The following is a 20071-nucleotide window of genomic DNA, read 5'->3' on the forward strand; positions in this document are numbered from 1 at the left end:
ATGCTCGCGAAGCGAGCGCCCCCTCTCAGGGAGAGGGCAGGGGGAGTGGGAATCGATGGGCAGGCTGCGAAATCAGTCAGTTGCCACTAAGGCCCGGCTTTGCCGGGTCCTCCGTAACCGCTGCAAACCACTAAATCAACAGCCTGAGCGGGGCGCTTATGCGCCCCGCTTTTTGCATCGCTCCGCGTCATCATGCCGCGACATCGTAGCCCGCGTCCTCGATGGCCGACTTGAATCGCGCCAGTTGCACTTGCGCCGGATCGAACGTGATTGTCGCCTGAGCCTGATCCTTGTCGACGACGGCGCCCTCGACGCCGGGCAGCGCGCTGAGCACACGGGTCAAGGTGTTGACGCAGCCCATGCAGCTGATTCCGTCGATTTTGACGATAACGGTTTCCATATTGCACTCCAGGTTAAGATTGGCCGCGCCAGCGGCGCAGCAACAGTGAATTGCTGATGACCGACACCGAGCTCATCGCCATGGCGGCGCCGGCGATCACCGGATTGAGCATGCCCAGCGCCGCGAGCGGAATGCCGAGCGTATTGTAGATAAAGGCAAAGAACAGGTTTTGGCGGATTTTGCGCAAGGTGGCGCGCGACAGCGCGATTGCCTCGACCACGGCCTGCAGATCGCTATGCATGATGGTCACGTCGGCCGCCTCGATCGCCACCGCGCTGCCCGCGCCCATGGCAAAGCTCACATCGGCGGCGGCCAACGCCGGCGCGTCGTTGACGCCATCGCCGACCATCGCCACAACGCGGCCTTCTTGCCGCAAACGCTCGACGAAACCCGCCTTGTCCCGCGGCAGCACCTGCGCCTCGAAGCGGCCGATGCCGGCCTGCTCGGCCACCGCCGCCGCGGTGACGTGATGGTCTCCCGTCATCATCACCACCTCGATGCCCAGCGCGCGCAGCCGCGTGATCGCCCGTGCCGACGTGGGACGCAACGTATCGGCAATGGCGATAAGACCGGCCAATGCCCCGTCGACGGCAACGCCTGCCAACGTGTGGCCGCGCGCGGCGGCCTTGTCGATGGCGGCGCGCGCCGTGTCGTCGAGCGGGGCCGCCCAGGCCGGCACGCCGACACGGAGACGCCGGCCGTCGATATTACCCTCGATGCCCTGTCCGGCCGTGGCGCTGAAGTCGCTCAGCGGCAACAGCGGCAGCCGCCGCTCGACCGCCGCGGTCAGAATGGCTTTCGCCAAGGGATGCTCCGATCCTTGCTCCAAACTGGCCGACCATTGCACTAGCTGCTCGACGGAATGCCCGGTCAATGTCAGGACATCCACCACCACCGGCTTGCCCGCGGTCAGCGTTCCCGTTTTATCCACGACCAGCGCGGTGATCTTTTCCGCGTGTTCGAGCGCGGCGGCGTTACGGAATAAGATGCCGTGCTGCGCCCCACGGCCGATCCCCACCATCACCGCCGTGGGCGTGGCCAACCCCAGCGCGCACGGGCAGGCGATGACCAGCACGGCGACGGCGTGAATCAAGCTCGCGGTAACGCCGAGCCCAAACCAGAGCGACAGCGCGAAGGTCAGCACGCTCAGCGTCACCACCGCCGGCACGAAAATACCGGAAATGCGGTCGGCCAGCCGCTGAATCGGCGCCTTGGAGCCTTGCGCCGCCGTCACCAGACGGACGATCTCGGCGAGTTGCGTTTCCGTGCCCACATGCTGCGTGCGGCATTTCAGCATGCCCTCCTGCACCGACGTGGCGGCGTACACTTGGCTGCCGACGGCCTTCTCCACCGGCAGGCTCTCCCCGGTCAGCATGCTTTCGTCGACAGCGGCACGGCCTTCGATCACCTCGCCGTCCACCGGCACGCTTTCACCCTGCGGCACCACCACGATATCGCCCACCCGCAACTGGTCGATCGCGACGTCGCGGATTTCACCGTCGATTTCAACCCGCGCGAGCTTCGGCTGCATGCGCAGCAACGCGGCGATCGCGCTGGAGGTCTTGCCTTTGGCGCGCGATTCCAGCCATTTGCCCAAAATCACCAGCGTAATGATCACGGCACTGGCTTCGAAATAGACGTGTTGCGTCCGCCAGCCGAGCAAGGTCACCACGACGCTCAGCCCATAGGCCATCGACGTGCCCAACGCCACCAGCACATCCATGTTGGCCGCGCCGCCACGCAGGCTATGCCAGGCGCCACGGTAGAAGCGGGCGCCGAGCCAGAACTGCACCGGCGTGGCCAGGGCCAGTTGCAGCCAACGGCTGAACCATTCGCCCTGCCCGTCGCCGCGCATCACCACCATCTGCAACAGCAGCGGCAGCGACAACAGCGCCGCCAGCAGAAAATCACGCCGGTCTCGGCGCATCTGCCTGGCCTTTTCTTCGCTACCGTCTTCCTGACGGGCTTCGGGGCGCGCGCCGTAACCGGCGCGTTCGATGGCCGCCGTCACGCCTTCGGCCGTCATCAGACCGGCCGGAAAGTGGACGGTGGCGCTTTCATCGGCGAGGTTGACGTTGGCGCTGACGCCCGGCAGGCGATTGAGCACTTTCTCGATGCGTGCGGCGCAGGCGGCGCAAGTCATGCCGCTAATGGCCAAACGCAACGTGCGCTCGGGCACCCCGTAGCCCGTTTGACGGATCACTTGCAGCAGTTGCTCGGTCGACACGCGCGACAAGTCGGCGTCGATTTGCGCCGACTCGGTCGCGAAACTGACCGCCGCGTGCACGCCGTCCTGCTTGTTCAATTGTTTCTCGACACGATTGGCGCAGGCGGCGCAACTCATGCCGCTAATCGGAATGGTGAAGGAAGTGAGACTGCTCATCGACGGCTCCCGCCATATACCCTATGGGGGTATGATAGCAGGGTCAAATGAAAAATGAAACTTGCCCGATCGGTGCGCCCGCCGCCGTCAGCGCGTCACATGGCGCACCGCCGCGTCAGCGTTTTTCAAATCGATCTCGCCACGATTGAGCAGTTGGCGCCAGCGCCGAACGCGGTAGGGCCCATCGCCCGTCGGCTGGCCGCGCCTGCCGTTGGCGGCATGCGCGCGCGCGCCGAGGAAACGCCGCAGGAACGTCGACTCGTCGTCACTGCCGCCGGCACGGGTCAGCAAGCGCGTCAGCCCCTCCCTATCGCCCCGCTCCGCCTGGGCCAGCGCGGCGTCGACGAAGGCGCCGATGATCAACGCCGAGTGGAAGCCGCGCAACCGCGCCTGCTGCACACTATCCTGGATATGCACTTGGTAGAATGCGCGCCATGTGGCCTCGCGCCAGGCGACATCGCCATGCAAACGATGGATTTTGCCGCAGAACGCCGACACGCTATCGGTAACCTTGAGTACCGCGCCTTGCATGACGCCATGCAGACCGATACGTGCCAAACCGCCAGCCACCGAAGGCTGAGAAGCGCCGTTCACCGCATCGTATTCGCGAAACAGAATCGGTGCGGCCGGTTCAACATCGCCAGGACCGCCGGTGGTTGCGCCGAATAGCCCGACGGCAAAGCCACGCGCGGCGCCGACATCCGCGCAATGCCCATAAAGCCGCGACCACCCCGCCCTTCCCTGCGCCGGCTGACTGATCAGCTTCATGATGTTGTCCCACTGTTCGCCATCCAAGCCGGTGCGGGACAAGAGAAACGCCAGTACGGCCGGCGTGAATGGCGCATCCCGTGGTGCAGTCGGCGCCGCCATGCGCCAGAATGGCGTTTTCCCGAACGTGCCGCCACGCAAGCAAGCGGCATGCGCGCCTGCCGCCCATTGGCCGGACAGCCGCAACGCGCCGTTTTTAACGGCGCGCGACGGCCCAAGACAAAGGACGGCCACGGCAAAGCTCGCCACGACCATCAGCGCGGTGCCGCCCCGGAACAACGTGTTCACGATTCGAATCCGGCGAGTTCGCGCTGCGCCCCTTCGATATTGCGCCGCAACGTCACGCTATCGAGGCTGTGGCGCACAAACACATGGCAAAACCCGGCGCCGATGATGCCGACGAGCAGGTTATCCAACGGAAAAGCGATCCGAGATTCGTCACGCAGCCAAGACACAAACCATAAGGCGCCCATATAGGCGAAGAGATAGCCATCGCGCTTGATGGTGGCGACACCTCCCTGCATCAAGGCATAGCCGAGCAAGACCAAGCTGACGGTCAGCCACAGATATCCGAGGTTGGCCAGGCCGGACCAGTAGATCAGCCACGTGCAGCAAATGAAACCCAGCAAGGCGGTGGCATAGGGCCATTTCAGCGAAAAACGCCGCGTCACCGGCACCGCGTGCCGGCGCAACACCCAAAGACTGACCGGCCCGGCCAGATAGGCGAATACCACGATCGACGATAGAAAATTCACCAATGCCTTCCAGGTCGGAAACGGAAACAGAAATAGCATGCCCACCGCGCCATTGATCCATAGCGCCGCCACCGGCACTTGGTGCCGGTTGAGCCGGGTCAGCACGCTGTTAGGTGCAAGAAACCGACCGATGCCGTACAGCACGCGCGCCGTCACCGCCACGTAGACGTTGGTCGTGCCCAGCGGCGCCAGCACGGCATCGACGAACAGCAGCGTAAATAGCACGTTCAACCCCAACAGCGACAGCAATCCCAACAACGGCGCCGCGGCATTCATCAACGCAGGCTGATCGCCATCGAGCGTGCTGAGAAAGCTGAGCGATAGCAGCGCATACAACACCAGGCCGATGCCGATCGGCCAGAACAGCGAGTGCGGAATCGCACGGCCGGGATGCGCCACCTGGTTGGCCAGCAACAGACCGTTCTGAAACCCGGAAAAAGCAAAGGCAAGCCCGCTGCTGGTCACCGCCAGCAGCACGTTCTCCGCCGAGAAATTGGCGAAATTCGCCGCGCCCGTCAACGTCGGCCATTGCCCGCGCGAGGCAATCACGATCAAGGCCACGCCGATGGGAATGGCGATTTTCCACAGGCTGATCACGGTATTGGCCTTGGCGACCTTGGTGATCACGAGCGTATTGAAGCCCGTCATACCCAAAATGATCAGCATGGCCAAGCCAATGCCACGCCAAGACAGCTCGACCGCCGTGCCGTCGTCGACGATCAGCGACGGCAGCCAGAAACCCAGATATTGAATGACGGCCTGCGCTTCCAGCGGCAAATACACCACATAGCTCAACCAGCCGATGATCAGAAACAGCGTGGCGACGCTGCGCGGATGCGTGATGCCCATCAAGCGGTAGATTCCCCCCGCCATCGGCAAAGCGCTGCACACCTCGGCGAAGGACAGCCCGATGATCAAGGTGATCAAGGCCGTGATCACCCACGAGCACAACACGCCGACACCGGCCATTTGATAACCGTAAAACGGGGAAAACAGCCAGCCGGCCCCCAGCATGCCACCGGACGAGATCAATGCCAGCTGCCAAGTCGAAAGTTTTTTCACCATGAAGCCCACTTTGCGTTGAAAACCGGAAACACCCGCCGACGCATCAACCTGGATCAGGGTCCCGCCGGAGCGCCTCGCTGCGGCCCCGCCAACAGCGCAGTCTGGTGCACGCCAGTCCTGGCGGATATCGGCTCAATACCTGAGGTCGGCACGCGGGCGGACCAATGTGTGCACGACCATGAATCGGCGGGGGAATTCAACCCGCGTCATGGCACACCCGTGCGTTCAGTTTGCTTTTTCGACCGTCAAATACTAGAACGTGGATTAGTTATTCTCAGTGCCACCATATCTAGTGGCGGAGGAGCGTATGGAGATGAGATTAACGCCGACGGACATCGACGCGTTGCGCCATTTGCAATCGGCGCCGACCGACTTCAAGATCATCAGCCATCAGGCGTTGTGCGCCAGTGAATTCATCGAATCCAACGGCCACGGCGGCTGCCGCGTCAGTGCGCTGGGGCGGCGGTTTCTGTGCTGGCTGGATCGTCGGTGCGCGCCGCGGAGCGTGTCTTACCACGGCGATTGATGAGGGCTGTCCGCAAGGCGCCTCGGGGTTCCCCGAAGCGCCTTGGGATGCGGCCTTGACGCCTACAGCTGATGCTCGGTGCGGGCGATGATGTCGTCCTGGGCTTCAGGCGACAGCGCGGTGAAGAAGGCCGAGTAGCCGGCCACCCGCACGACCAGATCGCGGTACGCCTCGGGGTGCGCCTTGGCCGCCAGCAGGGTCTCGCGCGACACGATGTTGTACTGGACATGCCAGCCATGCAGATGCTCGAAGTAAGTGCGCAGCATGCCCATCAGCTTCAACTGGTCTCGCGGATTATCCAGCGTGGACGGATTGAGCTTCTGGTTGAGCAACACCCCGCCCAGAATGGCTTCAGTCGGCAATTTCCCCACAGAGTTGAAAACGGCGGTCGGCCCGTGATGATCGGTGCCGGCGGCCGGGCTCGCACCCTCGGCCAACGGTGTCCAAGCCTTGCGCCCATCCGGCGTCGCCGCGGTCTGCGCGCCGAACGGCACATTGGCGGAAATCGACGAGGTGCCGGCGTAATAGTCGCCGCCGATCGGGCCGCGGCCATGACGCGGGTTGTGATAGTGCTTGAGCTCGTCGATATAGGTTCGATAGGCGCGCACCAGCAGTAAATCGACCTCATCCTCGTCGTTGCCGTATTTAGGCGCTTGATTGAGCAAACGCTGGCGCAATTGTTCGCCGGCGCCGCCGGCAAAATCACTGTCGAGCGCCGCGGCCAGCTCAGCCTGGCCAACCACGCCGCGGTCGAACACCAAATGCTTGACCGCCGCCAGGCTGTTGCCGGTATTGGCGATGCCGACCTGCAAACCGGACACCCAATCGTATTTGGCACCCCCTTGCTTGATGGTCTTGCCGCGCTCGATGCAATCGTCGACCAGGGCGGAGCACAGCACGTCATGCGCGTTCTCCTCCAGCATGGTATCGATGACGTACTCGATCTCGATCGATTTCTTGGCGTAATAGCGGATTTGGGTATCCCAGGCTGCCAGCACATCGTCGAAAGAAGCAAAGTTGTTGCGGCTCAGCGCTTTTTCTTGCGGCAGGAACACCCGCTTCGAACTCGCATCGCGTCCGCCTTCGAGCGAGGCCAGCATGACGCGGGCGAAATTGATGAAGCTCATGCCGGTGCAACGATAGCCCCATTTGCCGCCAACCGCGGTTTCGATGCAGCCGATGGCGGCATAGTCGTAGGCATCCGCGCGTGCAACACCCAGCTTGATGAATTCGGCAATGACGATCTCGTCGTTGTTGAACGCCGGCATGCCGAAACCGCAGCGGATCACCTGAACGCAAGCGTCAAGGAAATCGTCGCTCATGCCTGCGTGGTAACGCACGCTCAGGTTGGGCTGGGTCGACCGCAATCGCCCGCAGGATTCCAGAATGGCGTAGGACAGCGGGTTGACCGCGTCCACGGCCTCGCCATCCCTCAACGTCTGGCCGCCGATGGTGACGTTCTGATACATCGGGCTGCCGGCGGAGGCTTTCGAGTGCGAGCCGGAACGGATCTTGTTGACCTCCAGCAGCTTGAGCCAGCAGCTATGCAACAGCTCGATCGCCTGCTCACGGCTTAAGCTTTCCTCCAGCTCGACCTCGCGCCGGTACCACGGATAGAGATACTGGTCGAGCCGGCCGAACGAAACCGAATGACCGTTGGATTCGATCTGCAGCAGCAATTGGATGAAGTAGCACAGCTGCAGCGCCTGCCAGAAGGTTTGCGGCGGTTCATGCGCCACGCGGTCGCAGTTGGCGGCGATCGCCAATAGCTCTTGCCGGCGCCAATCGCGCGCCTCGGCGGCGGCCATGTCGCGCGCAAGCGCGGCATAGCGTTCGATATGTTCCGCGACCGCCGCAAGCGTGATGTCGACGGCCTTGAGAAACTGTTCCTTGTACAGATCGTCGAGCACGGTCAGCGACAGGCGCCCGCGCCGTTCGCGCACGCGCTCGCGGATGCCGTCCAGCCCCTGTGCCAGCAGAGTCGGGAAATCGACCGCCAGGTGGGCGTCGCCGGCGTTCATATTGCCCTCGGCCTTGATCATGACGGTTTCAAGCAGCGCCTTGTGCTCTTCGCTGAACATGCCGTAGCAACGGTCCAGCACCGTTTGGCCATGCCACCAAGGACAGATGCGGTGCAAAATCGCCCGGTCCGCGTCGCTGACTTCAAAACCGGCGCCAGGACGGTCGGCCAACGTGTCGATTTCCTTCTCGATCCAGCCCACCGTGTATTCAGGGAAAATCGGCGCGGCGCGCGCTTGGCTCGCCTGATTGCCGACGATCAGCTCGTCATGATCGATCCAGATCGTGCGCTCGCGCAGGTGATGCGCCAGCGCCAGCGCGCGGCGGACCACTATGGGCTTGTCCAGATGCTGCTGGTAGCTCTCTGTGTAGTGCAGCGCGCGCTCGGTGCAGATCGCCGGCTTGATGATGTTGACCAACGCCCTTTTATGCGCGCTGATGCGGGGCGTCAGGGTCGTCAGATCCAGTTGCGTCATGGCTTCATCCTCGGAGAATCGCCGTCAATCCCTTGCTGGCCGCATACTGCTCGGCAAAGGCGATGATGGCGGGGTTGTTCAGCGGCGCGGCAGGCGCCAGATAGGGTAGCCCGAGCTGGGCGAACTTCTGCATGCCCAGCGTGTGATAGGGCAGGAAGTGGATTTCCTTGACACCGGCCTCGAAGGCGGCAAAGTCGACGATGGCGCGAATCGAATCCTCGTCGGCGTTGAAATCCGGGATCAACGGCACACGCACGGTCATGTCGACCCCCGCGCGGGCCAGGCGGCGGAAATTGTCCATCACGCGGCGCGCCGAGCCGCCGGTCCAGGCGCGAAACCGCTCGGCATCCACATGCTTGAGGTCCGCCAGCAACAGATCCAGGTGCGGCAGAGACGGTTCGATAAAGGACCAGCGCACGTGCAGGCAGGACTCGGCCGCCGTGTGAATGCCGGCCGCCTTGGCGCGGGCAAGAAGATCGGCGGCCGCATGGGGCTGCATGAAAGGCTCGCCGCCGGAGAGGGTCAAACCGCCGCCGGTACGCTGGTAGAACGCCTGATCGCGCAGCACCCGCGCCAAGATGGCCTCGGCATCGAAAGGTTGGCCGCAGATCCACAGCGCTTGCGACGGGCAGACGCCATCGAGCTTGGCCAGATCGGCGGCGCTCAGTTGCCCACGGTCGATCGTCAGTGCGCCATCCGCCGATTTATGGAATACCGCCGGGCATTGCTCGGCGCACAACGCGCACTCGGCCAAGCAACTGCGCGCCTCGAACAACAGCTCGGGGGCACGCGCGCGGCTTTCCGGGTTTTGGCACCAGCGGCAGGCCAGCGTGCAGCCCTTGAAGAACACCACCGTGCGGATGCCAGGGCCATCGTGGGTCGAGTAGCGTTGCAGATTGAAGATCATCGCCGCCCCTTTCTTGCGAAAATTACACAACTTTCGTTCGAAAGTTTCGTTGATTTCGATCAAATGCCAATGCGGTGCGTTGCCTATACTGGCCCCATAACGTTTTGACCTTTCAACGCTGGTTTTGAGGACACGACATGGAACTGTATCTGGATAGCGCGGACATCTCGGCGGTACGCCGGCTCGCGCGCATCTTGCCGCTCGCCGGCGTCACCACCAATCCAAGCATCATTGCCAAGCAAGGCAAGCCGCTATGGGACGTCTTACCCGCGCTGCGCGATGCGCTGGATGGCCGCGGCACGCTGTTTGCCCAAGTAATGGCGAGGAGCGCGCCGGAAATGGTGGAAGAGGCGCAGCGCTTGCGTGAGCGCGTGCCCGGCGTGGTGGTCAAGGTACCGTCCACCGCCGAAGGCTTCGCGGCAATCCAGCAATTGACCGCGTTGAAAGTGCCGACGCTCGGCACCGTGGTGTATGGCGCCACGCAGGGGTTGTTGGCGGCGCTGGCCGGGGCGGCCTATGTCGCGCCGTACGTCAACCGTCTGGACGCGCAAGGCGGCGACGGCATCGCGGTGGTGCGCGAACTGCAACAACTGCTATCGCTGCACGCGCCCTCGTCCCAGGTGCTGGCGGCCAGTTTCCGCACGCCAAGGCAGGTGCTCGATTGCCTACTGGCCGGTTGCACGTCGATCACGATCCCGGTCGACGTGGCGGAACAGCTGCTGACGAGCCCCGCCGTCAACGCCGCCGTCGCGCAATTCGAGCAAGACTGGCAAGGCGCCTTCGGCACGCTGCAGCTGTGATGCAACCCGTCTGCCCGTGCGTTGGCGCTGCGAACGCGTACTACGAAAGCAGACCGGGTCCAGTACAATATCGCTTTCGAAAGACTGGCTGACTGATCCATGCATCCACGACAACAAGCGCTGTTGCAATATCTGGCTGAGCACCGCCGTGTGAGCGTGACGGAACTCGCCGCCCGGCTGAAGGTGTCGGAAGTGACCATCCGCCAGGATCTGTCGCAGTTGTCGGAACAAGGCTTTCTCAAACGCCGCCACGGCTTCGCAGAAGCGCTGGATCAGGACGATCCGGATGTACGCATGCAAGCCAACTTCGCCACCAAGGTCGGCCTGGCGCGCCATGCCGCCGCGCTGGTGGCGGACGGCGAAACGGTGTTCATCGAAGGCGGCAGCGCCAACGCGCTGCTGGCGCGCGAACTGGCGAACCGATCCCAAGTGACGGTGATCACCGTCAGCCACTATATTGCCCACCTGCTGCGCGACGGCGACTGTACCGTTGTCCTGCTCGGCGGCCAGTTGCAGAAAGGCAGTGAGAGCCTAGTCGGCCCGCTGACCCGCCGTAGCCTCGATTGGGTGTATTTCTCCAAGGCCTTCATCGGCATCGACGGCTATACGCCACAGAGCGGCTTCACGAGCCGCGACATGATGCGCGCCGACATCGTCCACGCCGTGCTGGCCAAGGGCGCGGACAATATCGTGCTGAGCGATGCGTCCAAATTCGGCCAGCTGGCGCCGAATCCGCTCGACCCGGACGGCATGATCGTCCGGGTGATCACCGACGCCGGCATCGATAGCGGCCTCGCCAGAGCGCTGCGCGAACGCGGACTGACATTGGACCTGATCGGTTGAGGGAGGCAAACTACCGGGCGACGGTTTGACACAAGCTTTCGTTAAGCCGGCATAACATCGCCTGCCAATCGCCCAATTGCGTTTGTCGGTAGAGCCTGACGCTGGGATACCAAGGGCTGTCGTCGCGATCGAGCATCCAGCGCCAATCCGGGACGAAGGGCAGCATGATCCAGGTTTGCTTGCCCAAGGCCGCGCTCAGGTGGGCCACACTGGTGTCGACACAGACAACTAAATCCATGCATTGGATCAATGCCGCGGTATCGCTAAAATCATTCAGCTCGCCGCCGACATACAGAATATCGGGATGCGCGTCCAACACGGGCCGATCCGTCTCGCGCACTTCTTTCTGGAGACTAACGTAGTGATACCCCGCAGGCAGATGTTGCATCAGCGCCGCCAGCGGCAAGCTACGATTATGGTCGTTGGTATGCGTTGGGCGGCCGCTCCAGGCAAGCCCGACGCGCGGTTTGCGCCTTTCGCCTAACCGGCCGTTCCAGTACGCCCGCTTTTCCTCGTCCGCCGCCAGATATTGCTGAGCGCGCGGGATGGTGTTCAGTGTCGTCTTGAAGGCGAGCGGCAAACTCAATAAGGGGCAGTGGAAATCGAACGCGGGCAGACGCTCGCCCTTGACCCGAATCTCGGCGACCCCGTCGAGCGTTTTGAGCAATTCGGCCAATGACGGCGGAACCTCCAGAATAACGCGCGCGCCCCACCCGGCAACGAGCTTGGCATAACGGCAAAACTGAATCGTGTCGCCCAGGCCCTGCTCACTGTGCAATAAAATGGTCTTGCCGCTGAGCGGGGCTTGGCCAAGCCAAAGCGGTTGAGAAAAATCTCGGCGCGATGAAGTAAATTGCCGGGCTTTCCAGCGGCGCTCGTACATTTCCCAACCTTCTTGGAAGTCGCCGCTGAGCAATAGGGCAAGTGACAGATTCCAGCCCGCGTCGTCGTCATCGGCCTGCAACGCAACAGCTTGCCTGTAGCTTGCGACCGCCTCATCGATTCGCTGAACTTTTTGCAGCGCCACGCCACGATTGTAGTGGGCATCCGCATAGTTCGGCCGCAGCGCGATGGCGCGATCACAATGGGTAATAGCGGCATCGAATTGGCCGAGCTCGATGAACAAATCCGCCAGATTGGAATACGCTTCGGCAAAATCCGGCTGCAGCGCGAGCGCCTGCTGGAAGCTGGCCACCGCCTCCTCGGACCGCTTCAGCGCTTTCAGTGCCGAACCGCGATTGCAATAGGCTTGAGCCAAATTCGGTTGAAGTTTGATCGCTTGGCCAAACAGCGCAGCTGCCGGGAGAAAATTCCCGGTCTGCAAGGCCAACAAACCCAGGTGGTATAGCGCGTCAATATGCCCGGGTTGCGCCTGCAGAACCGTTTCGTATAACGTTTTCGCCGCATCCCCCTGCCCCCGGCGATGACAAGCCAACGCCTGTTGATAGGTGATCTGAACCTGCTCCGCCGACATGGGGTGCGAACGAGTGAATGGATTTGGTTTGGATGACGGCATGGCTGAGCAGGTTGGGGAAACGAGATAGGGGAAGTCATTATAGCGTTTGTCCGCATGGCGGCCGACATCGCCCGCCGGAGACGAGCCGAACAGTAATAAGATGCACCACACCGATTGCAGAAGGAATTGCCGATGACACCCGCCCTGCGCCACGCCACCACGCTGTGGCACTTTCTTACCCGTGGCCGCGGCACACTGGCCGGCAGCGACGTGATCGTCGTCTGCGGCTCGTACGACTTGCGCGTGTGCGACCATGCCTGCGCGCTATTGCAGCAGGGTATCGCGCCGCGCTTGCTGATCACCGGCGGCACCGGCAACTGGACCCGCCACCTGTGGCGGGAAAGCGAGGCCGAGGTGTTTGCCGCGCGCGCCCGCGCGCAGGGAGTGGCCGACGATCAACTGCTGCTGGAACCGCTGGCGGGCAATTTCGCGCAGAATATCGCTTATGCCAAAGCACTCTGCCCCACCGCGCGGCGCGCCACATTCGTCACCAAGCCCAATTCGATCCGGCGCGTACAGCAAACCCTACCGATTCAATGGCCTGAACTGCAAGCCGCCGTCGATGCGCCGCGCCTGGCGTTTCCTGAAGACGTGTCCAATCAGATCGGCGTGCTCGGTCTGATCGACGAGATGGTCGGCGACGTTCATCGGCTATTGGACTATCCGGCACAGGGCTTTCAAACACCGCTGCCGATTCCCGACGAGGTGCAGCATGCGTGGCGCGCGTTGATCGCGCTGGGTTTCGACCGCCACCTCATTCCCGGTTCGCCGCCCGCTCGCGACCCCAGTCGCTGATCGCCGCCTGCAGCTGGTCGAGCAGCGGCGCCAACTGCACCACCAGCGTTTGTGCCTGCACGGTGTCCGCCATGGACCCGCAGCGTTCCAGCGCCTGGAACAAATTGCCCAGCGCCGGCGCGCCGAGCGTCCATGCCGGGGTTTTACTGCGATGCCCTAACGCGATCAACGCCGACATATCGCCGGCGCGGATGGCCGCCTCGATCTGCGCCGCGCTGTCGCGGCTGGCATCCAACATCTCTTGCGCCAGCTTCAGCGCCATCTCCGAATCCAAATGGAAGCGCCGCATGACTGGCGCCAAATCGAAATCCGCGGCTTGGTCGCCTGGCGTCATCCCGGCGGGCGTCCCCTCGGTGCCGCCACGGAGCGGAGGATGGTCCGAAGACGGCCAATCCAGCCATTGCAGCAAGGTGGCGTAGAGCTTGGCCGCTTGCACCGGCTTGGCGATGAAATCGTTCATGCCCGCTTCCAAGCATCGCTGGCGGTCCTCGCTGAAGACATTCGCGGTCATCGCCAAAATCGGCGTGTCCGCATACCCCGGAAGCCGGCGAATGGCCCGTGTGGCGTTGAGGCCGTCCATCTCCGGCATTTGCACGTCCATGAGGATCAAATCGTAGCGCGCGCTTGCCGCGAGGTTCACGGCTTGCTGGCCGTTGCCGGCCACCGCGAGGTCCAGCTCGGCGGCGTCGAGAATGTACTTCGCCACCTCCTGATTGATCTCGTCATCCTCGGCTAGAAGCACTTTGGCATGCGCATGGCGCGCGCGCAGCGCGGCAAGCGGGTCGCTGCTCACCACGGCGGACTCCGGCTGCGGCGTGAGCTGCCCCTTTTCCAGACGTACGGTAAACCAAAAGAGACTGCCGACGCCGGGCTGGCTTTCGACGCCGGCCTCGCCTCCCATCAACAAGGCCAGACGCCGCGTGATGGTCAGCCCCAGGCCGGTTCCACCATATTTCCGCGTGGTCGAGGCATCCGCCTGCTGAAAAGGCTGAAATAGCCGCGCAGCCTGTTCCGGCGCAATCCCCACCCCGGCGTCTTCCACCTCGAACCGCACCAGCGCTTGGTGCGCGGCATCCTGCATCACTTTGGCGCGCAAATGAATGCAGCCCTGAAACGAAAACTTCACCGCGTTATTGGCGTAATTCAGCAACGCTTGGCGCAGCCGCGTGCAGTCGCCTTTCAGCCAGAGCGCGCCCGTCTCGTCCTGCGTCTTGATTTCCAGCCCTTTTGCCTGGGCCGATTCGGCGATCATCGCGTGGACATGGCCCAGCACGGCGCTCGCGGGGAAATGGATTTGCTCGAGCTCAAGCTTGCCGGCCTCGATTTTGGATAAGTCCAGGATGTCGTTGATGATCGCCAGCAGGTGATGGCCGGCCTCTTCGATCCGGTCCAGCGGCGAGATCTGGTCGGGCGTCGGGTGCCCGAGCTTGAGCACATTGGACAAACCGATGATGGCATTGAGCGGTGTGCGTATTTCGTGGCTCATGTTGGCCAAGAAGGCACTCTTGGCATTGTTGGCCGCCAGCGCCGCGTCGCGCGCCTGAGCCAATTCCGCCGTGCGCTCGGCGACGAAGGCCTCCAGCGCTTCATTGTCTCTTTCCAGCGCTTGTTGAGCCTTTTTACGCTCGGTCACCACATCGAATACGGCAATGAAGTGTTCAGGCTTCGGGCTGTACACGGCTAAAGAAAACCAATCGTCCAGCGCCTCGACATACGTTTCCACCCGCTCGGCGCCGCCGCCGCGCGCGACGCGATCGTAAAGTCCGAACAGATCGGCTGACGTAACGCGAAAGTCGGGGAGTATGCTGGAAATGCGCTTGCCGACGACGTCCTTCAGGCCGGTCTGACTCTCAAAGGCCTCATTGACGTCCAGATAGACGAAATCCACCGCCTCGCCGCCCTCATACAGCATCTGGCAGTAAGCCACGCCGTTGAGCATGTTCTGGAACAGCGCGCGATAGACCCGCCCCGCGCGGGAAAACGTCTCTTGCGCCGAGGCCAGTTCGGTCACGTCGGTGATGAAGCCGACCAGATACGTCTCCCGCTCGATCTCGACGACATTGGCCGACACCACCGCAAGACCGGTCTGGCCGGTTTTGGTCCGGTAGCGATAAAGGAAACTGGACGCTTGCCGATCGCGCAGCAGGCTGGCGCGCATCGCTTCGCGCTCGGCGCCGACCTCCCACAGCCTGAGTTCCTCGCTGGTATGGCCGATGACTTCGTCGCGCGCATAACCATACAGTGTCAAAAAGGCGGGGTTCGCGTCGACGATAATGCCGTCGGAGAGACGGGACAGGGCAATGGCCGTGGGACTGCTTTCGAAAAGGAGCCGAAAGCCGTCCGGCGACAGGAAGTCAGGCGAGGACGCCATCAGATCAAGCCTTTCTGCACAAGGTTGGTCCTATTTGTCCAGCATAGCCCGACTATATTATTTGGTTTAAGGCCTTTTCACCATTCCATGACATGGCGCAGGAACAGAGGCGCTCTTTGGAATAATTTTCCAAACATTTCTACACCCTAAGATCGCGGTGCACTGCCTTCGGCGAGAGCACCCTACACAAAGGCGAGTCCCGTCGCGCAACACGCCTCATTCCGTCCACTGCGGATTCCAGGCGATTTCCCACAGATGGCCATCGATATCCTGGAAATAACCGGCATAGCCGCCCCAGAACGTTTGATGGGCCGGCTTGACGATGACCGCTCCCGCCGCCGCCGCTTGCGCCATCACCGCGTCCACCTCGGCTTGAGAGGCCACGTTGTGGCCGAGCGTCATGTCGGTCGGGCTTGCGGGGCTCTGCGCCAGCCCCGTGTCGCGCGCGATGCTCTGACGCGGCCACAGCGCCAGGCGCAAACCTGACTCCAACGTAATGAACACCACTGCCCCGTACTCGAACTCGGTGCCGATGATGCCCTCGGTGGCCAACCCCAGGCCATCGCGATAGAAGCGCAAGGAAGCGTCGAGATCATCGACGCCGAGCGAGATGACGGTGATGCGCGGCTGCATGGTTTCTTCCTCCAAATGGTTATGCCTCGTGCCCCGCCACCGCAACCGGTTCCGGTTTCACCCGCACCGCCTGCAACACGCCGACCACCAACAGCGCGATGCCGACCAGGGTGAGCGGCTGCGGCCAGACACCGCGCAACAGAAAAGCATAAGCCAACGCCGACAAGGTCTCGAACACGATCAGTTGCCCGACGAGCGCGGTGGGCAGGCGCTGGCTGGCCTCGTTCCAGCATAGCGTGCCGAGCCAGGAAGCAAACAGGCCAATCGCCGCCATCAGACCGACAAACACCAGCGGGCGGGGACCGAACGGCATGGCGAACGGGCTGCCGCTCAGCTTCATGCCCGCCCACAGCGGTACAAAGCCGATCAACGCCAGGGGCAGCGTCGCCACACCTTGGGCGGTGGTCCAGGTGCGCGGACTACGGCCGGGATGATGGCGCAGCCAGTCGGCGTTTCGCAGCGGATACCACGTCCAGCAGGCCACCGCCACCAGCGCCAGCAGCGCGCCGCTGACATAGCGGCCCAAGTCGGCGTGGGGATCGTACCGCAGCGCGACCAGCTCGACCTGGTTGACGCAGCCGATGCCGGCCGCGATCACCAATAGCGGCGGCGCGAGCCGCGCCCAAGGCAGCCGGCCGTCTCGCTGGACATTACGCAGGTTGGCGCAGAGGGCGATCACCACCGGCAGCGTGCCGATGATCATTGTCGGCAGCGGCCCGCCGGCGCGCTGAATGGCGCTGGCCAAGCACAGGTAATAGATCAGATTGCCGACCAGGGCCAATTTGAGCGCCTCCCACCAGTCGGCGCGGCGCAACTGTCCGAGCGCGGCGCGGTCGAGCCAGGCGAGCGGCAACGCGATCAAGCCGAAGGCCAGATAGCGCCCGACCGACAACAATGCCGGCGGATAGTCGGGCAACAACGACGGCGCGACGAACACCAGCCCCCACATCAGGCCGGCAGCCAGCGCGTAAGCAACACCGGTCCACATGGTCCATTCCTCCTTCCTGCGGCCAGTCTAGGCGGACCTCAGACGTCGGTCTTGTACCAGATTGCGGTGTGGAAGGCGCTAGGAACGAACTTGACGCTGATAGCGCGCCGGGGTGACGCCGTAGCGGCGTACGAAGGCGCGCGTCAGGTGGGCCTGGTCGGCGAGCCCGGTGTCGGCGGCCACCTGGGCCGGCGGCAGCCCCGCCGCGAGCAGCTGTTTCGCCTGATAGAGGCGCAGCGCCATCAGCATCTGCTGCGGCGTGACGTGATAGTGCGCCTGAAAGCGGCGCAGGAAATGAAAGGGACTCAGTCCCGCCACCGTGGCCAGCTCGTCCAACGTCAGCCGCCGCGACAGGTGGGCGCGCAGATAGTCGAGCACCGGGGCGAAGCGCAGCGCGCCCTCGGCCGGCGCCGGACGCGGCACGCGCGCATGGCGGCGCAATTCGGCCAACAGCGCGTAGAGCAGGCTGTCGAAGGCTAGCGGCTCCTCGGCCCGCCACAACGCGTCGAGCAGCCCCGTGACGCGCAGGGCGCTGGCCACGTCCACCCGCACCGCCTCGCTAAACCACCAGCCCGGCTCGCCGCTGACGCGGGCCACCACCTCGGGGTCCAGATAGGCCATGCGATAACGCCAGCCGCCCTCGGTCTCGGCGCGGCCGGTGTGCAGCTCATCCGGGTTCATCAACACCAGCGAGCCCGGCGGCGCCAGATGCTCGCTGCCGGCATAGCGAAAGCGCTCGGCGCCGTTTTCGATCGCGCCGAGACCGAAAGCTTCGTGGGTGTGCGGCTCGAAGGCATGGCGGACGATATGGGCGCGATAAAGCTCGACGCCGGGCCGCTGGCACGAGCGGCGAAACTCGGCGCGGTCCTCGGGGCTGTCGAACTGGGCGGGCACGCCCGGCATCAGGGGCGAGCCCGCTCCGGCATCCGTGGGCGTCATGGCTGGTCTCTTGGCGTGGCTGATTCGATGGCCACAGCGGCAGGGCCGCATCGGTCTATGCCATCAATATACGATGTCATCCCCCCTCCGCAAACATTTCACAAACGGGCGCCTGTCACGTCCTTATCGAGCGGGACAGCAGCAGCCGAAATACTGAGGCCATGTATCCCGTTCACTATTTTTAATGACAACATTTCTGTGGAGAAAACATGGCTATCGCTTTTATTCGCGAAATCGTCAATATGAACCCCGATGTCACTTTGCGTATCCGCGTCATGGACGACAACCGTCACCCGACATGGCAAGGCGTTGAATACGGCAAGGAGGACTGGCTGCAAATCAATCGGCCGCCGAGTGCCAACGTCCCGACCGTGGTGACGCCCGATAATATGGCGGTGCCTTGGAGTTATGGCGGCAAGCAGCGCATGTACATTCAAACCGTCACCACCGGCGGGATCGTCAAGAATATCTCCGCGGAAGTCCGTGGCGAAAACGCCTGGGACTACATGGTGCTGCGCGATAACGCGCTGGCTGAAATCGGCCAAACCGAAATCGGCTCGTTGGGGGATGCCCCGGGCGTCAATCATTCCTGGTGGGCCATCGTCCTGCAGGAAGACGGCCGCTTGGAATGGCGGCTATTCGAGCGCCAGGGCTTGCGCCGCGACGACCTGATCAACATTGTGACGGAAACCGGGAAGTTCCTGATCGACGTATTCCCCACGGTGATCGATAAAGCGGCGCAGATTTTGCCGGTAATCGCCGCGCTGTAGCACTTGAGAAAATATTCACAACCCGCTAAAAGCGCTTTGATTACTTAGTCAGTGCTTGTGCATGGACAACCAAGGATTTCTGATTTCGGGAATCCTTTTTTCTTCTGACTGACGGTGCAGGCATTCGTCTCTGCCAGTCGAACCGCGCTGGCTTGACCCAGGGTTCCTTCGCCCCTAACCTCCGTCACCGTTGCAGATGAAAGTCAGCAACCGAGGTTTGACAGCTTCGTAATATCCCCGAGTACTGCGTGCAAAGCCGTATTCGTTTTTCGTCGATCCGTGCGTTTTTCTTGGCGGGCTGGCGGAGGACACCGGCGGGTTCGACCCGCCGGTGTGCCGGTTGGGATATTCCGGTCTGTCAACCTTCGCTCGGCCTGCCGCCTTCCTACCGGCAGCTCCTCCATCCCATGCAGTAAGACGAAGGAGTTCGACCATGGCACACCGCCGTCCCCTCACCCCGATCGAGCGCGATCTGCGCGATATCCAGTCCACCCTCAACCATCTGGTCATGCAGCTGGCGCCGTCGCCGCAACGACGGGTCAACCCCGCCGCGATGCGCAGCGTGCTGGCGGCAATGAGCTACAAGCTGGATCACGTGCAGGCGGTTTTGCGCGGGTAAGCGTCAGGTGACGTACCGTCCGCTGGACCCGGCGGACGGTTGAAGTCAATGATCGTTAAATCAAGCATAAATCTGATAATGTCTCATTTTACAAGCATTGATTGGTTTGCAAGCAAGGCTTGCTTGCATGAACCTCCCTTGCTACATTGATCGTAATATCGATTGTTATCTTTATAAAGCTCGATTAAACGAACATGAAAGTCTCTCAATCCGCTGCGCTGCCATCACACTTGGCCAATGAATGCCAACACCTCGGCCAGCTCCTGGCGCGACTACGCCTCGCCAGAGGCATCAAACAAGCTGATGCCGCGCTTCGTGCAGGACTGTCGCGCAATACCGCCTATCGTCTCGAACACGGTGACCCAGGACTCGCCTTTGGGCAGGTGTTGCGCTATTTGGATGCAATTGCACCTGGCTGCACCTTGGCCGACCTACTTGCTGAAACCGATCCAGCGCTGGCTGCTCTAAAACAGCGCGAGCAGGCTCGGCGAGTGCGCG

Annotated in this window: 18 protein-coding genes; 7 read left to right on the plus strand and 11 right to left on the minus strand. The window is 62.7% G+C overall.

Translation table 11 applies throughout. The features are described 5' to 3' along the window. Window positions 1–190: 190 nt before the first annotated feature. The 4 genes from JOZ06_RS19070 to JOZ06_RS19085 all read right to left on the minus strand — a co-directional run bounded on the left by JOZ06_RS19070 (window position 191) and on the right by JOZ06_RS19085 (window position 5371). Window positions 191–400 (minus strand): cation transporter, encoded by a 210-nt coding sequence (locus JOZ06_RS19070; protein WP_293235346.1) that lies wholly within the window; start codon window positions 398–400, stop codon window positions 191–193. Window positions 401–413: 13 nt separating this feature from the next. Then, on the minus strand, window positions 414–2783 hold the full coding sequence (locus tag JOZ06_RS19075; protein WP_293235348.1) for a heavy metal translocating P-type ATPase: 2370 nt from the start codon (window positions 2781–2783) through the stop codon (window positions 414–416). A gap of 87 nt (window positions 2784–2870) precedes the next feature. Continuing rightward, window positions 2871–3839, minus strand: a complete 969-nt coding sequence (locus JOZ06_RS19080; protein WP_293235350.1) for a chitosanase — start codon at window positions 3837–3839, stop codon at window positions 2871–2873. After that, window positions 3836–5371, minus strand: coding sequence for an APC family permease (locus JOZ06_RS19085; protein ID WP_293235352.1), 1536 nt, complete (start codon window positions 5369–5371; stop codon window positions 3836–3838). The genes JOZ06_RS19080 and JOZ06_RS19085 overlap by 4 nt, the downstream gene beginning before the upstream one ends. A gap of 307 nt (window positions 5372–5678) precedes the next feature. Here JOZ06_RS19085 and JOZ06_RS19090 point away from each other — a divergent pair, with 307 nt between their 5' ends. Then, entirely contained in the window at window positions 5679–5897 is a 219-nt protein-coding gene (locus JOZ06_RS19090) for a hypothetical protein (RefSeq protein ID WP_293235354.1), read from the plus strand. 62 nt (window positions 5898–5959) lie between these two features. Here the strand turns inward: JOZ06_RS19090 and JOZ06_RS19095 are convergent, their stop codons facing one another. Both JOZ06_RS19095 and JOZ06_RS19100 read right to left on the minus strand, forming a co-directional pair. Continuing rightward, window positions 5960–8392, minus strand: a complete 2433-nt coding sequence (locus JOZ06_RS19095) for a formate C-acetyltransferase/glycerol dehydratase family glycyl radical enzyme (protein ID WP_293235356.1) — start codon at window positions 8390–8392, stop codon at window positions 5960–5962. A gap of 4 nt (window positions 8393–8396) precedes the next feature. Then, window positions 8397–9299 (minus strand): glycyl-radical enzyme activating protein, encoded by a 903-nt coding sequence (locus tag JOZ06_RS19100; protein WP_293235358.1) that lies wholly within the window; start codon window positions 9297–9299, stop codon window positions 8397–8399. Window positions 9300–9436: 137 nt separating this feature from the next. Between JOZ06_RS19100 and fsa the strand changes: the two genes are divergently transcribed. After that, on the plus strand, window positions 9437–10099 hold the full coding sequence (gene fsa / locus JOZ06_RS19105) for a fructose-6-phosphate aldolase (protein WP_293235360.1): 663 nt from the start codon (window positions 9437–9439) through the stop codon (window positions 10097–10099). A 99-nt stretch (window positions 10100–10198) separates the two neighbouring features. Further along, window positions 10199–10942, plus strand: a complete 744-nt coding sequence (locus tag JOZ06_RS19110; RefSeq protein ID WP_293235362.1) for a DNA-binding transcriptional regulator YciT — start codon at window positions 10199–10201, stop codon at window positions 10940–10942. Window positions 10943–10952: 10 nt separating this feature from the next. Here the strand turns inward: JOZ06_RS19110 and JOZ06_RS19115 are convergent, their stop codons facing one another. Further along, window positions 10953–12416, minus strand: coding sequence for a tetratricopeptide repeat-containing glycosyltransferase family protein (locus tag JOZ06_RS19115; RefSeq protein WP_293235364.1), 1464 nt, complete (start codon window positions 12414–12416; stop codon window positions 10953–10955). Window positions 12417–12590: 174 nt separating this feature from the next. Here JOZ06_RS19115 and JOZ06_RS19120 point away from each other — a divergent pair, with 174 nt between their 5' ends. Further along, window positions 12591–13253 (plus strand): YdcF family protein, encoded by a 663-nt coding sequence (locus JOZ06_RS19120; protein ID WP_293235366.1) that lies wholly within the window; start codon window positions 12591–12593, stop codon window positions 13251–13253. Here JOZ06_RS19120 and JOZ06_RS19125 read toward each other — a convergent pair. From JOZ06_RS19125 to JOZ06_RS19140, 4 genes are all read right to left on the minus strand, one after another. Next, the gene (locus tag JOZ06_RS19125; protein ID WP_293235368.1) at window positions 13213–15624 is read right to left on the minus strand and encodes a response regulator; all 2412 of its coding nucleotides are present in this window, start codon (window positions 15622–15624) and stop codon (window positions 13213–13215) included. The genes JOZ06_RS19120 and JOZ06_RS19125 overlap by 41 nt on opposite strands. 216 nt (window positions 15625–15840) lie before the next feature. Next, the gene (locus tag JOZ06_RS19130; RefSeq protein ID WP_293235370.1) at window positions 15841–16257 is read right to left on the minus strand and encodes a VOC family protein; all 417 of its coding nucleotides are present in this window, start codon (window positions 16255–16257) and stop codon (window positions 15841–15843) included. Between the two features lie 19 nt (window positions 16258–16276). Further along, window positions 16277–17245 (minus strand): DMT family transporter, encoded by a 969-nt coding sequence (locus tag JOZ06_RS19135; RefSeq protein ID WP_293235372.1) that lies wholly within the window; start codon window positions 17243–17245, stop codon window positions 16277–16279. A 78-nt stretch (window positions 17246–17323) separates the two neighbouring features. Then, window positions 17324–18184 carry an AraC family transcriptional regulator gene (locus tag JOZ06_RS19140; protein ID WP_293235374.1) on the minus strand — a complete coding sequence of 287 codons (861 nt, stop codon included), beginning with the start codon at window positions 18182–18184 and terminating at the stop codon, window positions 17324–17326. Window positions 18185–18393: 209 nt separating this feature from the next. Between JOZ06_RS19140 and JOZ06_RS19145 the strand changes: the two genes are divergently transcribed. From JOZ06_RS19145 to JOZ06_RS19155, 3 genes are all read left to right on the plus strand, one after another. Continuing rightward, entirely contained in the window at window positions 18394–18954 is a 561-nt protein-coding gene (locus tag JOZ06_RS19145) for a hypothetical protein (RefSeq protein ID WP_293235376.1), read from the plus strand. 433 nt (window positions 18955–19387) lie between these two features. Continuing rightward, complete coding sequence (locus JOZ06_RS19150; RefSeq protein WP_293235378.1) at window positions 19388–19573, plus strand: hypothetical protein; 186 nt, start codon at window positions 19388–19390, stop codon at window positions 19571–19573. 194 nt (window positions 19574–19767) lie between these two features. After that, a partial coding sequence (locus tag JOZ06_RS19155) for a helix-turn-helix transcriptional regulator (protein WP_293235380.1) occupies window positions 19768–20071 on the plus strand: 304 nt, incomplete at its 3' end.

The sequence above is a fragment of the Paludibacterium sp. genome (assembly GCF_019232825.1).
Classification (GTDB): Bacteria; Pseudomonadota; Gammaproteobacteria; order Burkholderiales; family Chromobacteriaceae; genus Paludibacterium.

Excerpts from the sequence above, each read along its gene's own strand:
- JOZ06_RS19070 (WP_293235346.1), bottom strand. The coding sequence starts at position 400 with ATGGAAACCGTTATCGTCAAAATCGACGGAATCAGCTGCATGGGCTGC.
- JOZ06_RS19075 (WP_293235348.1), bottom strand. The coding sequence starts at position 2,783 with ATGAGCAGTCTCACTTCCTTCACCATTCCGATTAGCGGCATGAGTTGC.
- JOZ06_RS19085 (WP_293235352.1), bottom strand. The coding sequence starts at position 5,371 with ATGGTGAAAAAACTTTCGACTTGGCAGCTGGCATTGATCTCGTCCGGT.
- JOZ06_RS19090 (WP_293235354.1), top strand. The coding sequence starts at position 5,679 with ATGGAGATGAGATTAACGCCGACGGACATCGACGCGTTGCGCCATTTG.
- JOZ06_RS19095 (WP_293235356.1), bottom strand. The coding sequence starts at position 8,392 with ATGACGCAACTGGATCTGACGACCCTGACGCCCCGCATCAGCGCGCAT.
- JOZ06_RS19100 (WP_293235358.1), bottom strand. The coding sequence starts at position 9,299 with ATGATCTTCAATCTGCAACGCTACTCGACCCACGATGGCCCTGGCATC.
- fsa (WP_293235360.1), top strand. The coding sequence starts at position 9,437 with ATGGAACTGTATCTGGATAGCGCGGACATCTCGGCGGTACGCCGGCTC.
- JOZ06_RS19110 (WP_293235362.1), top strand. The coding sequence starts at position 10,199 with ATGCATCCACGACAACAAGCGCTGTTGCAATATCTGGCTGAGCACCGC.
- JOZ06_RS19115 (WP_293235364.1), bottom strand. The coding sequence starts at position 12,416 with ATGTCGGCGGAGCAGGTTCAGATCACCTATCAACAGGCGTTGGCTTGT.
- JOZ06_RS19120 (WP_293235366.1), top strand. The coding sequence starts at position 12,591 with ATGACACCCGCCCTGCGCCACGCCACCACGCTGTGGCACTTTCTTACC.
- JOZ06_RS19125 (WP_293235368.1), bottom strand. The coding sequence starts at position 15,624 with ATGGCGTCCTCGCCTGACTTCCTGTCGCCGGACGGCTTTCGGCTCCTT.
- JOZ06_RS19130 (WP_293235370.1), bottom strand. The coding sequence starts at position 16,257 with ATGCAGCCGCGCATCACCGTCATCTCGCTCGGCGTCGATGATCTCGAC.
- JOZ06_RS19135 (WP_293235372.1), bottom strand. The coding sequence starts at position 17,245 with ATGTGGACCGGTGTTGCTTACGCGCTGGCTGCCGGCCTGATGTGGGGG.
- JOZ06_RS19140 (WP_293235374.1), bottom strand. The coding sequence starts at position 18,184 with ATGACGCCCACGGATGCCGGAGCGGGCTCGCCCCTGATGCCGGGCGTG.
- JOZ06_RS19145 (WP_293235376.1), top strand. The coding sequence starts at position 18,394 with ATGGCTATCGCTTTTATTCGCGAAATCGTCAATATGAACCCCGATGTC.
- JOZ06_RS19150 (WP_293235378.1), top strand. The coding sequence starts at position 19,388 with ATGGCACACCGCCGTCCCCTCACCCCGATCGAGCGCGATCTGCGCGAT.